At 52.2% G+C, this 12089-nt stretch carries 13 protein-coding genes; 7 read left to right on the forward strand and 6 right to left on the reverse strand.

What is annotated here, in order from left to right:
* Positions 1 to 36: 36 nt before the first annotated feature.
* The gene (locus CFLAV_RS26285; protein ID WP_040550286.1) at positions 37 to 663 is read left to right on the forward strand and encodes an RNA polymerase sigma factor; all 627 of its coding nucleotides are present in this window, start codon (positions 37 to 39) and stop codon (positions 661 to 663) included.
* A gap of 6 nt (positions 664 to 669) precedes the next feature.
* Positions 670 to 2118 (forward strand): hypothetical protein, encoded by a 1449-nt coding sequence (locus CFLAV_RS26290; protein ID WP_007417921.1) that lies wholly within the window; start codon positions 670 to 672, stop codon positions 2116 to 2118.
* 35 nt (positions 2119 to 2153) lie between these two features.
* Here the strand turns inward: CFLAV_RS26290 and CFLAV_RS26295 are convergent, their stop codons facing one another.
* The 6 genes from CFLAV_RS26295 to CFLAV_RS26320 all read right to left on the reverse strand — a co-directional run bounded on the left by CFLAV_RS26295 (position 2154) and on the right by CFLAV_RS26320 (position 7968).
* Positions 2154 to 2597 (reverse strand): response regulator, encoded by a 444-nt coding sequence (locus CFLAV_RS26295; protein ID WP_007417922.1) that lies wholly within the window; start codon positions 2595 to 2597, stop codon positions 2154 to 2156.
* Positions 2594 to 4600 (reverse strand): PAS domain S-box protein, encoded by a 2007-nt coding sequence (locus CFLAV_RS26300; RefSeq protein ID WP_007417923.1) that lies wholly within the window; start codon positions 4598 to 4600, stop codon positions 2594 to 2596. The genes CFLAV_RS26295 and CFLAV_RS26300 overlap by 4 nt, the downstream gene beginning before the upstream one ends.
* Positions 4601 to 4885: 285 nt before the next feature.
* Positions 4886 to 5326, reverse strand: a complete 441-nt coding sequence (locus tag CFLAV_RS26305) for a response regulator (protein WP_007417924.1) — start codon at positions 5324 to 5326, stop codon at positions 4886 to 4888.
* A gap of 373 nt (positions 5327 to 5699) precedes the next feature.
* Complete coding sequence (locus CFLAV_RS26310) at positions 5700 to 6656, reverse strand: RluA family pseudouridine synthase (RefSeq protein WP_007417925.1); 957 nt, start codon at positions 6654 to 6656, stop codon at positions 5700 to 5702.
* 34 nt (positions 6657 to 6690) lie between these two features.
* The gene (gene lspA / locus CFLAV_RS26315) at positions 6691 to 7200 is read right to left on the reverse strand and encodes a signal peptidase II (RefSeq protein WP_007417926.1); all 510 of its coding nucleotides are present in this window, start codon (positions 7198 to 7200) and stop codon (positions 6691 to 6693) included.
* A 48-nt stretch (positions 7201 to 7248) separates the two neighbouring features.
* Positions 7249 to 7968: a DUF4339 domain-containing protein gene (locus CFLAV_RS26320; RefSeq protein WP_007417927.1), complete on the reverse strand. Its 720-nt coding sequence runs from the start codon at positions 7966 to 7968 to the stop codon at positions 7249 to 7251.
* Between the two features lie 167 nt (positions 7969 to 8135).
* Here CFLAV_RS26320 and rplM point away from each other — a divergent pair, with 167 nt between their 5' ends.
* From rplM to argJ, 5 genes are all read left to right on the forward strand, one after another.
* Complete coding sequence (rplM, locus tag CFLAV_RS26325; protein ID WP_007417928.1) at positions 8136 to 8570, forward strand: 50S ribosomal protein L13; 435 nt, start codon at positions 8136 to 8138, stop codon at positions 8568 to 8570.
* Between the two features lie 25 nt (positions 8571 to 8595).
* Positions 8596 to 8991 (forward strand): 30S ribosomal protein S9, encoded by a 396-nt coding sequence (gene rpsI / locus CFLAV_RS26330; protein ID WP_007417929.1) that lies wholly within the window; start codon positions 8596 to 8598, stop codon positions 8989 to 8991.
* 128 nt (positions 8992 to 9119) lie between these two features.
* Positions 9120 to 10184, forward strand: coding sequence for an N-acetyl-gamma-glutamyl-phosphate reductase (gene argC / locus CFLAV_RS26335; RefSeq protein WP_007417930.1), 1065 nt, complete (start codon positions 9120 to 9122; stop codon positions 10182 to 10184).
* Between the two features lie 3 nt (positions 10185 to 10187).
* Positions 10188 to 10742, forward strand: coding sequence for a hypothetical protein (locus CFLAV_RS26340; protein WP_007417931.1), 555 nt, complete (start codon positions 10188 to 10190; stop codon positions 10740 to 10742).
* Between the two features lie 6 nt (positions 10743 to 10748).
* Positions 10749 to 12089 (forward strand): bifunctional glutamate N-acetyltransferase/amino-acid acetyltransferase ArgJ, encoded by a 1341-nt coding sequence (gene argJ / locus CFLAV_RS26345; RefSeq protein WP_007417932.1) that lies wholly within the window; start codon positions 10749 to 10751, stop codon positions 12087 to 12089.

Genomic DNA, 12089 nt, shown 5'->3' on the forward strand with positions numbered 1-12089 from the left:
TGGCTCATTTCACTTGCGCGTTCTATGCTATTGAAAATGAGCTGGGATTTGGAAACAGAAATGATTTCCCGCTGCTGCAAGGGCGATTCGTCCGCGTGGGACGAATTGTTTGACCGACATTATGCATCAGCGGGGCGTTTTGTTTTCCAGCTAGGCTACAATTTCACGCAGGAAGATGTGGAGGAGATTTGCCAGGAAGTGTTCCTCTCGGTGATTCGCAGTCTCGATTCCTTCCATGGTAACAGCCAGTTCCAAACATGGTTGTTTCGCATTGCAGCGAACAAGGCGCGGGATTACCGGCAAAAGCAACAGGCAGCGAAGCGTGGCGGCGGCCAGGTGACCCTCTCGCTGAATGCGGATGGCCCTGAGGAGGGTCCAACCCTGGATCCCCCTAGTCGTGCACCAGGACCCGATGACACCTTGATGACCACCGAGCGGATGGCTCTGCTCCATGGAACATTGGAAAAACTGGGCGAACCGTGCCGAGAAATTATTGAACTCCGTTACTTTGCTGAATTGAGCTACGAGGAATTGGGCCAGACATTGGAACTCAACCCGAAAACGGTGAGTTCCCGCCTCAGCAAGTGCCTGGATCACCTCGAGGAAATTGCCCGACCTGTTTTTTCCCGGGAGAAAATTCCCACAACTCCGTCTAATGGTTAGAGCGGTATGCCAAACGAACCGGAACGCGACATCGAAAAAGTGCTGAAATCTTACGCTAAAAAGCGGCAAGAGGACGCGGGCGCATCGTTGGAAATGCATCCGGCGACGCGACGCCTGCTGCAATCGGAAGTCGCCCGTAAATTTCAAAAGGCGGGAGAGCGTTCGGGCGGACTCAATCTTTTTTCGAGGTTTTGGCCTCGATTTGCCTTGGGCGGCTCCATTTTTATCGTGCTGATGATTGGCCTTTGGATGGTGATCTCTCAGCATCCTGAACCAAAAGCTAAAATGGACCTGGCTCTTGACCGGGAGTCAAGGCTCGGCGTGGTTAAGGATGAAACCAGGCTCTCGGCACGCAAATCACCGGCAGCGGAACCCTTCGTTCCACAAGCTCCTTCAACACCGGCGACTGACTCCTTCTATTTGGCTGATGAAAACAAAACAATTTTTACTGTGACGAACAGTTCATCGAAGCCGGTTCTATCATCCAGCAGTACCGATCTCGCCAAAAATCTTGTTAGAGCGGAAGAAGCTGACCGTCCAACGCCACAACTTTCCGCCCGTAGAGCCATTGGGCAGGCCGGAGCAGCTGGCAGTGTTGACGAGTTGAAAAAGAAAGAGAATGCTCCCCAGACTTCGAGAAGCAGGGATTATGCCCTCGCCGCCACTCCACCGCCGGTAGTTGCGCCCACGACTCCTCTACAGGCAGGAGATGCCGAGACACTGAATGCCCCGGCGGCGGCTTCAGCCATCAACGGCGGCGTCGCGACCTATTCCTCTGGAGGAGCGCTGAGTTCCAATCTTTCCATGAATGGTCTGTTAACCTGGGATCTGCGGCGCGACCAGGTCGAGAAAGTCCCTTCGAACTCTGCCTTCCTGCTCACTGAAGCTCCCGCTTCATCCACCCAGGTTTTTAGCCGCTTAACCATGCAAAACCGTGGCGACACTCGCACCAAGGCACAAGACGCTTCGCCTGTACTGGCCAGGTTCGCCGTTGAACAGACGGGCGATCAGCTACGCATCCTCGACGGTGATGGGTCGGTGTATTATGGATTTTACAATGCAGATGAAGCTTCCAAGTCAATTCAACTGCAATTTAACACTGAGCAGTTCAAACAAAAAACCGAAGTTTTTGCCGACAAAAATCTGGCGGGGGAGATCCCATCCAAGGATACAATCCACAAAAATAAACCGTTTCAAAAACGGTTCTTCCGGGTTTCGGGGACCAATTTGACTTTGCATCAACCGATTCTCTTCACAGGGAACATGACGCTTTCCACCAACCAGTTTCCGCAAACCTTTGATTTCGACCGAATTCAAAGCACGAATTCGGCAAGTTCTGCCGGGGTAGGCGGAGGAACAATTCAAGAACGCGAACCACAACTTGAGGGTAAAGTTGTCATCGGGGGAACGAACCAGATCCTGATCAACGCTGCACCCGTCGCGCCCGGGAAGTGACGGCGGAAAAAATGATCGGTAAATTCCATAGGTGCTTATAGTTTCAGAATGTGATTAAGTCCAAGCCAGTAGCCGTCAATCATCTTGACCATTTCCATCAAGGTATGAATGCCTACTGGTTTAACGAGGTAGGAATTGGCCCCGCACTCGTAAGCGCGTTTGATATCTTCCTCCTGACTGGAGGCTGTGAAGATAATCACCGGCAGAACTTTGCAGGCTTCCTGCTGCCGCATCCACTGCAAGACATCAAATCCGGTTTTCCGGGGCATTTTTAAGTCCAGCAGGACGAGGGCGGGGAAAGGATTTTTTTCCCGGTCGGCAAATTGGCCGGTCCCACTCAGGTATTCAATGGCCAATTCTCCGTCGCGAACCGAATGCAACACGAAAGACACTTGCGCCTTCCGACAGGCTTGTTGCATCAGAACCGAATCGCTCGGATCGTCATCCACGTGAAGAACATGCTGTTCAATGGCGTTCATTTTGTTTGGGAACTTCCAGGGAGCTCCACCCAGAAAAGGCTGCCCTCACCCGGTCGCGATTCCACTCCGACCGTTCCGCCCATTCGCTCCGCCCCTTTGCGGACAATTGCCAACCCGATCCCGGTTCCGAGGTAACCTTCACCATCGTGGAGACGCTCAAAGACCCGAAAAATCTGCTGTTGGTAAAGATCATCAATACCTATTCCATCATCCTTCACCCAAAATCGCACCTTGCGATTTTCCAACCGCCCGCCAATTTCGATATGAGGCACAGAACCGGCCTTTATAAACTTAAGCGCATTTGAAACCAGGTTGGAGAGAATTTGGTTGATAATGGTGGAGTTGGCCCAGGCTTGCGGCAACGGTCGATACACCTTCACTTCCGCTCTTCGAAATTTAATCTCGCTTTCAAGTTCCACAAGCACCCGATCAACTTCTGTCTCAAGATCGACTTTTCGACACACCGCCTCCATGTGAGTCAAGCGACCATAGACGAGCAGGTCCTTGATTAACTGATCCATGCGGTTCGCAGCCGAAATAATTCGCCAGGCATAATCCTTTCCAGCCTCGTCAAATCTGGGGGCATTGGTTTCCAGCAGGAGTTGGGTGAACCCTTCCATGGCACGCAAGGGCGCCCTAAGATCGTGCGCCACATGATATAACACGCCTTCCAGGGAACGAATGCTCTCCCCCAGCTTGGCAGTGCGCTCGACCACCCGGATCTCGAGGTCATGCGCAAGATGGGCCAACTGTTCCCGCGCCCGTTCCAAATCATGCTCGATCCGTTTCTGGTCCTCAATATCCGTCGAGGTTGCAAACCACCGCACCACCTGTCCTGCCTCATCTTTCACAGGCACGCCACGACTAAGATGCCAGCGGTATTCGCCGGTCACGCTCCGAATTCTCTTTTCCAGTTGAAAAGGCGCGTTTGTCTTCAAGGCTTTATGAACGACCTGCACCAGTAATTCCTTATCCTCTGGATGTACATTGCCAGTCCAACCTTGAGAAATATAGGTCTGCTCAGCGGTAAGACCAGTATACTCGAACCACTTTCGGTTGACGTAATCGACTTCCCCATTCGATCTGGTGCTCCAGACAATCTGTGGCATCGCATCAGCCAGTTCACGGAATCGCGCTTCCCGCTTCCGCGATTCTTCCTCAGCGCGCCTGCGCTCCGTGGCGTCTCGCACCAGTTTGGAAAAGCATACCAACTTGCCCGACTTGTCATGCAATGCGGTAATCACTGCGTTTGCCCAAAAACGCGATCCGTCCCGCCTCATCAACCAACCCTCATCTTCAAACCGCCCCTCAGCCTCCGCCTTCGCCAAAGCATTTTCCGGGCGGTGCAAGGCAATATCCTCCGGAGGATAGAACTGTGAAAAATGCTGCCCCAGAATTTGTTCCGCCGTGTAGCCCTTCATCCTTTGAGCCCCCGCGTTCCATTCAATTATTTTGCCCTCCTGGTCCAACATAAAAAGTGCGTAGTCTTTCGCCTCGTCCATCAACAACCTGAATCTTGCTTCACTTTGCCGCAATGAGTCTTCAGCACGCGCCCGCTCGGTCATTTCCTTTTGCAGTCGCTCAGCCGCCTTGCTTATCAAATCAATCTGATGCCTTGCGCGATGCAGATTTTCAATCACCCCCACGCCGATCAAAGCGGTGCAGGCATAGGTGATGATCGCGGTCACATCCATGGAATTCAACACACCGAAGCCATGGACAGGGGGGAGAAAAAAATAATCCCCCAACAGCAATCCCAGGAACAAGGCGAACAACCCGGCACTGACTCCTCCGTACCAGGCGGCAACGAGCGCTGCGGGAGTAAAAAATGCCAGTGGAACTCGCTGCCCCAGCATGGGCGCCAGTTCATAACGCAAAAGGAATGCAGCCAAAACACACCCACCCGCGAAACCGAATCGCCACAGCCACGGAGGAGAGCGCAGAATTCTCCTTTCCTCGATAAATTGAGCCAGTTCATGGCTGGTGACCTTCCCGATTCGCATAGAATAAAAACGGCGCTCCAACACGTCCGGACAGGAAAGAAAATGCAGTTTCCCTTAATCAGCTTTAAGGAAAACGCTGGCAAGCACAATAGGCTTGGCACCCCAGATAAGTGAATTGACCTTTTAATCTTAAGCGGACAGAGGAACCGGACTCCATGTTCCGGAAATCACAGGCGAAAAGCAGGATCGCTAAAGTCTTATCCCGGTTTCTGGATTCACTTAGGGATGCAGTTTGAAGATCCTTACAAGATTATGCCGTGACGGGCAGGACTGTCTTTTTATTCGTCAAAGGGCTGGCTGTTCGTTCAACGTCATCCAATATTGAGTCATGCCTTTGACAATTTCCACCAGCAACTCCAACTCCACCGGCTTGACCAGATAGGAATTTGCTCCCATTTCATAGGCCCGGTTTACCTCTGATGCCTGATTGGAGGCGGTAAAAACTATCACCACCAAATGCTTCAGCGCCGGCTGGCTTCGAATCCAGGCAAGCACCTCCATGCCATTCATTCGCGGCATCTTCAGATCCAGTAACACCAATGATGGAATGGGGTAAAGCTTACGATCTGCATAAATGTCCTGTCCGCCCAGGTACGCACTCGCCCTTTCAGGATCATTTACCACCTGCAAATTAAAAGATAATTTGCAACAACGAAGAGCGTGCTTCAACAGAAGTACATCGTTCTCATCATCATCCACGTATAGAATAGTTGGATTGTTTTCCATTACACAAACACTCGTTCGTTTTATCCTGCAGACAGTTCCACGCAAAACGGACTGCCTTTGCCGGAGTTCGATTCCATCCCTCAGCCCCCTTCATCGCTCAGCATTTAGTTCGCAGCCTGCATCTGGAGCAGGTTTCATTTTAGACATCATTTATCACCCCGCGTTCGAATACTCCAAAGATCGATCATGGGACACAACTCCGATGCGAATGTCGTCCAGATAACAACAACTTCCGATGCAATTAGTTTCCCCCAACATCCTTTTTCCCGCGTTGCCCCGTTTTCGTAGTGAGATGGAAGTCTAAAACCAAACCTCAAGATTCAGAGGACAAGGTGGCCGGCAGATCTATGAACTCATAACCGCAAGGCGGAGTTCAGGTTTCTGACACTTTTCTTAAAGAAGCGAGGGCAGTTTGAAAATCCGCCGGCCAGGGAGCCTCAAAACTGAGCTTCTTTCCCTTGCATGGATGGAGGAAGGAAAGTTTCCAGGCATGCAGCATCTGGCGTGGCGCGGCATAGCCAGTCACTTCGATCAAACGCTTGTTCTGCCGCGTTCCATAAGTGGCATCACCTACAATTGGATAGCCAAGATGCTGAAAATGTACGCGGATCTGATGGGTTCTGCCGGTATGTAAAAGAGCCTCCAGCCAGGTGGCGCCTGAAAATCGCTCGCGCACTTTGTAACTCGTCCAGGCTTCCCGTCCGCTCCCATCTGTCACGGTCATCCTTTTACGATGGGTCGGATGCCGGGCAATGGACGCCCGGATTTCCCCGCTATTCCGCACCACCTCGCCACAGACAATTGCCAGATAAGTTTTTTCCAAGGTGCGCCCGGAAAATTGTTCTGCCAGCGCCATATGCGCCGCATCATTCTTGGCCACCACGAGGCAACCGCTCGTCTCCTTGTCCAGGCGATGGACGATTCCAGGACGCGCCACTCCGCCAATGCCGCTCAATTGTCCCTCACAATGATGCAGCAATGCATTCACCAACGTGTGTTCCTCGTGACCCGCTGCGGGATGCACCACCAAACCCGGCGCCTTGTTGAGCACCAACAAGTCGGAATCTTCAAAAATAATATCCAGCGGGATATCTTCGGGCCTTGCTTCCGCTGGACGCGCCTCCGGCCAGTAAACTTCGATCAGCTCGCCGGCCCGAGGGTGATGGGTCGGCTTGATTGTCTGGCCATTAACCTTGATGTGTCCTTGTTCGATCAATCTCTGGATGGTGCCGCGGGAGACCGCCGGAAATCGTTCGCGTAGAAATGTGTCCAACCGCTCGGACGGTAAAGACACTTCCACGGTAAACGATTCTGAACGGGACGAAGTCATTTAAACAGAACTATGTTGGCAGAAATAACTTGGGTCAAGCAGAGGGCTGGGCCACCTTCGTCATCGTTGTCTCATTTCTCCAGGAAAGAATGAAGATAAGCCCCACTCCGATGCAGATGGCACTATCCGCAATGTTAAAGGCCGGGAAGCCAATATCCTCTGCGCCTCGGCGATGCAGGTAGAAGTAAAGAAAATCAATGACATGGCCAATCATCAAGCGATCTATAAGATTGCCAAGAATTCCCCCGAATACCAACCCCAGGGCGACCTGCCCCAAAATTGTATGTGCATCGAAATGATGGCGGCTCCAGAAGAGAACCACGAGAGCAACCAATGCCACGAGGGCCAGTACTCCGTTATTGTCCCTAAAAAGGCTCCAAGCCGCTCCGGTATTGCCCCAATGCACGAATTTAAAGAAGCCATCGATTATAACCTTCTCCTGCCCCATGTGCATCACTCGATAGACGAGCTGTTTCGTAAACTGGTCCAGCGCCAGAGTGAAAAGGGCGATCAGTGCTATGCGGCGATTTGCTAAGCTATTCATTCTTGTTAATGTTTGGCGCTCTTATCCTAATACGTCAGCAATGTTAAATCAAAATCGAACGTGGGGCGTCGTGGCATTTGCTTGTGTTTCGACAGCATTTAGCTCATTGGCAGCCTTCAAACCTCTGAAAATACAAAACAACGCGTATCCATGAAATGCAACGGCCAGGAAGCTTACACCAAAACGGAATGCAAACATCAGGACTAGAACTGAATCCAGGCTGTAAAGCACCAACCCTGTAATAAAACTCCAGGCATGCCTTTTTCGGGCGAAGATACCAAAAAAGATGAACAGTCCGACTACAATGAGGTTAAGAATAAGTCCGACTACAGTGCCAACGGTACTCCCGCTTACTTTGGCCGTTTCATCAATCGCCAGACTCATTCCCAAACCCAGAAAGAACCGGAATCCACCGCCAAACACAGCCACGCCCGTGTTAATCAGGGATAATCCAGCTATCCAAAAGAACCAATCCGCCCCTGACTTCATCTGTTTTTCCAAAGCCGGATTGCTCGGAGGCGCCGCGCTGGCGATCGCCGGAGTTATGACCGAAGCCCCGGAATTCGATACGAATACGGGGGATATGGCGGCCCCGGCCAGTTCCAATTCTGTATATTGCGCGGCCGGATGCCAGGCATTGACATCACTGCGCAATACTTGTGTGGTTGGCGTAATACGGCCTTCGCTGATCCAAATCTTGAGTTGATTCAAATTAATTGGACCATATTGTAGCCCGTCGGCTCCGAGTATGGTATAGGTAGATTCCATAGGGTCAGTAGTTCTTGGTTTTATGAGGCAGGTCGGGGATGGTTTAAACCGTCTGTCAGGAAAAGACAATTGAATTTTGCGGGGAAAGAAATGGCAAAATAGTTGAAATGGCTATTGACTTGGCCATCTATTTTGGTACTTTCTCCCCTCCTTTTAACAGGATTTAGATGAAAACGTATTTGCCGAAAGTAAATGTGGACCAGCGTAAATGGCATGTGATCGATGCCAACGGAGCCATTCTGGGCCGTTTGGCCGTTCAGATCGCCGATACCTTGCGCGGTAAAAACAAGCCTATTTTCACCTCGCACCTTGATGCTGGTGATTTTGTGGTGGTTATTAACGCCGATAAAGTCGCTGTGACCGGCAAAAAAGAAACGGACAAGTTCTTCATGACTTACTCCGGCTGGAAAGGTGGAGAAAAGTATCGTTCCGTCGCGCAAGTTCGCGCCAAGAATTCGGAAGAGCTGATTCACCACGCCGTCAAAGGCATGGTTCCCAAGAATCGCCTTGGCCGCCAGTTGCTGACCAAGCTGAAAGTCTATAAGGGTGACAAGCATCCTCATAGCGCTCAGCAGCCTGCTGAACTGGTTCCTGCGAAATAATTTTGAACTGAATCGCTGAAAGTATATGGCAGACTCCAATGAATTCCTCGGTACGGGCCGTCGCAAGACTTCTGTTGCACGGGTCCGTCTCGCTTCTGGCACCGGCAAAATCCAGGTCAATGGCCGGGCCTTTGAAACCTATTTCCCCACGGATACCCTCCGCATGGTGGTCACGCAGCCTCTGACGGTTACCGCGACAACTGGTAAATACGATGTTCGCGTCAACGTTCAGGGCGGCGGCCCAACCGGTCAGGCTGGCGCAGTCCGCCACGGCATCGCTCGTGCGCTGCTCGAAGTGGATGTAGCTTTTCGCCCCACTCTCAAGGCTGAAGGGTTGTTGACCCGCGATTCCCGTGAGAAGGAACGCAAAAAATACGGTCAACCCGGCGCGCGCAAGCGTTTCCAATACAGCAAACGTTGATCCTGTTCGATTTCACGCGCCCCGCAGGTTCAACCTTGCGGGGTTTTTCGTTTTGTAGCACGTATGCGACTCTTGAACTCGGAATTTTTTGTTTCCCTGAAGTCATGAGTTTCCACTAAAAGTATCAGATGGATAAGAAGGTGAAGGTTGGAATTGTCGGTGCCTCCGGTTATTCCGGTGAGGAGTTGGTGCGGTTGTTGTTGTCACATCCGCACGTCGAACTGACTGCAGTTACCTCGCGCCAATACGCTGGACAAACTCTCGCCCAGGTGTTTCCAAAATTCGGCCACCTGCCACAATCCAAACAACTTCGCTTTACTGAACCGAATTCCGAGTTACTGGCCAAACAGGCGCAACTCATTTTCCTCGCCCTGCCCCACGGCGTTTCTGCTGAGTATGCAGTTCCTCTGCTCCAACTGGGCTGCCAGGTGATTGATCTCAGCGCAGATTTTCGGCTGAAAAGTGCTGAAATTTACAAGGAATTCTACGCCCACGATCATCCGGCGCCTGAGTTACTGGCAACTTCGGTTTATGGTTTGCCCGAGGTTTATCGCTCCGCAATAAAGAAGGCGACACTTATTGCCTCTCCAGGATGTTATCCGACGAGTGTTTTGTTGCCCACCCTACCGCTTCTTCGCGCCGGGATTATCAAACATACCGGCATTATCGCCGATTCGATGAGTGGAGTCAGTGGCGCTGGTCGCAAGGCGGAAGTGGATTATCTTTTTGTGGAATGCAACGAAAGCGTCCGGCCTTATGGCATTCCCAAGCACCGGCATCTATCCGAGATTGAGCAGGAACTGAGCGTCGCGGCGTCGACTCCGGTGGTCATCCAATTCACCCCTCACCTCATCCCGATCAATCGCGGCATCCTAACCACTTTGTATCTCGCGCCGGAGAAGCATTTCTCGACAGTTGCAGAAGCGGAGGAGCTAAACAGGCAAATCACCGCCTGCTACCAGGCTGCGTATGCCAATGAACCCTTCGTGCGCATCCTCGAAGGCAAGGCCCTGCCCGATACCAAGAATGTCACCGGCACCAACGTCATTGAAATCGCCTGGCGCCTCGATCATCGCACCGGCAGACTCATCGTCATGAGCGCCGAGGATAATATCGTAAAAGGCGCCAGCGGCCAGGCCGTGCAAAGCATGAATATCATGTGCGGTTTTCCTGAAACTGCGGGACTGCTTTGAGTGATGCACCATTTTCCTGAAAATTCAGTCAAGGCCTGGGCGAAGGAATATGGCGCCGAACCTTTTTACTTTATCCAAACCTCGGAGGCCCGCACGCGATTGATTGCCTGGTCTGGCAACCCGGAACAGGTGAAAAGCGCCTTCTACAAATTGCTCGAGCACTTCTCCTTTGATGTGGAGGTTATGCTTAAAATCATGTTTTCACTGGAAGACAAGGACCCAATGTGGCAGAAGTTTCGCGCAGTGGTAAACCGTTCAAAGCTCGTGGACGTGGTTCATAAAAATGAAGCTTATGTTTTTGCCGACGGCATGAATCAGCTCTGGATTCGCAACCAGGAAAACAAGGAGTATTTCGCCTTCGACGACCATGGAATTTTCTTTGTGTACTCCAGCTCGCCGGTTTTCACTGAACTGTTCAGCTCACTGGGCTTCCAGGAACGTTACGAGGAACCTCTGTATGCCAGGTCCCACTTTCACCACCGCCCCTCGCATCTCGAATACTTGGAAATGAAGTTTGTGTCTGATTTAAATCTCGAAAAAGTTGCCTCTGACATTTAATTGGAAATGAAGATGAAGGAAATCCCTGGTTCCGTTATTGCTCCTCAAGGTTTTTTAGCCGCCGGAGTGTTTTGCGACATCAAACGCCTCGGCACCGGCAAAGGTTCCAACAAAGGCAAAAAACGCGACCTCGCTCTCATTCTCTCCGAGGTGCCTGCCGTCGTCGCCGGCATGTTCACGACCAGCCAGGTATGCGCCGCGCCGGTCAAGGTCAGCATGCCCCGCGCCAGCAAGGGAACGGCCCAGGCCATTGTGGTCAATTCCGGCAATGCCAATGCCTGCACCGCTGCACAAGGCATTCGTGACGCGCGCGAAATGACTGACGTGGTGGCGAAACTGTTTCGTATTTCGGCCGAGGACGTGCTCGTTGCCTCCACTGGCCGTATCGGAGTTACTCTCCCGATGGCAAATGTGAAGCGCGGCATCCGGGATGCAGCCGCTTTGCTCAATACCTTCAAGGAAAATGCTGATCACGCTGCCGAAGCCATCATGACCAGCGACACGCGTCCCAAGCAGGTCGCTGTGGAATTCAAGCTGGGCGGCAAAACCGTTCGCATTGGTGGCATCTGCAAAGGTGCAGGGATGATCCAACCTGGCATGAGCCCTACTGGAGCCCGCCCTGCAGCTGTTCCCGGCGGCAAATATCAAGGTTTGCATGCCACGATGCTTTGCTTCATCACAACCGATGCTGCCATTGAATCCAAGGCGCTGAAACTCGCGTTGAATGAAGCAGTGGCCAACAGCTTCAACCGCATCACGGTCGATGGCGACATGAGCACCAATGACACCGTCATTGTGCTTGCCAACGGCATGGCGGGGAATGCAAGTATCACCGCAGGTCGTCGCAGTGATCTGGCAGCCTTCCAGGCGGCTTTGAACCACGTCTGCCTTGAACTCGCCAAAATGATTGTGCGCGATGGCGAAGGTGTCACACGGTTTGTCACTGTAAAAGTCAGCGGAGCCAAAACGTTCGCCGATGCCGACGCCGCCGCTCGCGCGGTGGCGAACAGCTCTCTTGTGAAAACCAGCTGGTTTGGCGGCGATCCCAACTGGGGCCGCATTTTGGGCGCGCTCGGGTATTCAGCAGCAAACATTCTCGAAGAAAAGATTGATGTGGCCTACAGTGCGCCGGCAGGCAAACAACTTCTGTTTGCGCTTAAAAAGGGGCAGCCCACGAAGACATCCTTCAAGGCTCTTTGCAAGATGGTCGCGCAAAAGGAATTTGATCTGCACATCCAGCTCAACCTCGGCAAGGGCAGTGCCGTCATGTATGCCAGCGACCTCACCGAGGAATACGTGGATTTCAACAAAGGCGACGTTTCCGACCCCTCTTCTCTCGGAGGTTAA

This window comes from Pedosphaera parvula Ellin514, assembly GCF_000172555.1.
Taxonomy (GTDB): domain Bacteria; phylum Verrucomicrobiota; class Verrucomicrobiia; order Limisphaerales; family Pedosphaeraceae; genus Pedosphaera.

Bases quoted from the DNA above. Each gene is read 5' to 3' on its own strand.
- CFLAV_RS26285 (WP_040550286.1), top strand. From the start codon at position 37: ATGAGCTGGGATTTGGAAACAGAAATGATTTCCCGCTGCTGCAAGGGC.
- CFLAV_RS26290 (WP_007417921.1), top strand. From the start codon at position 670: ATGCCAAACGAACCGGAACGCGACATCGAAAAAGTGCTGAAATCTTAC.
- CFLAV_RS26295 (WP_007417922.1), bottom strand. From the start codon at position 2,597: ATGAACGCCATTGAACAGCATGTTCTTCACGTGGATGACGATCCGAGC.
- CFLAV_RS26300 (WP_007417923.1), bottom strand. From the start codon at position 4,600: ATGCGAATCGGGAAGGTCACCAGCCATGAACTGGCTCAATTTATCGAG.
- CFLAV_RS26305 (WP_007417924.1), bottom strand. From the start codon at position 5,326: ATGGAAAACAATCCAACTATTCTATACGTGGATGATGATGAGAACGAT.
- CFLAV_RS26310 (WP_007417925.1), bottom strand. From the start codon at position 6,656: ATGACTTCGTCCCGTTCAGAATCGTTTACCGTGGAAGTGTCTTTACCG.
- lspA (WP_007417926.1), bottom strand. From the start codon at position 7,200: ATGAATAGCTTAGCAAATCGCCGCATAGCACTGATCGCCCTTTTCACT.
- CFLAV_RS26320 (WP_007417927.1), bottom strand. From the start codon at position 7,968: ATGGAATCTACCTATACCATACTCGGAGCCGACGGGCTACAATATGGT.
- rplM (WP_007417928.1), top strand. From the start codon at position 8,136: ATGAAAACGTATTTGCCGAAAGTAAATGTGGACCAGCGTAAATGGCAT.
- rpsI (WP_007417929.1), top strand. From the start codon at position 8,596: ATGGCAGACTCCAATGAATTCCTCGGTACGGGCCGTCGCAAGACTTCT.
- argC (WP_007417930.1), top strand. From the start codon at position 9,120: ATGGATAAGAAGGTGAAGGTTGGAATTGTCGGTGCCTCCGGTTATTCC.
- CFLAV_RS26340 (WP_007417931.1), top strand. From the start codon at position 10,188: ATGCACCATTTTCCTGAAAATTCAGTCAAGGCCTGGGCGAAGGAATAT.
- argJ (WP_007417932.1), top strand. From the start codon at position 10,749: ATGAAGATGAAGGAAATCCCTGGTTCCGTTATTGCTCCTCAAGGTTTT.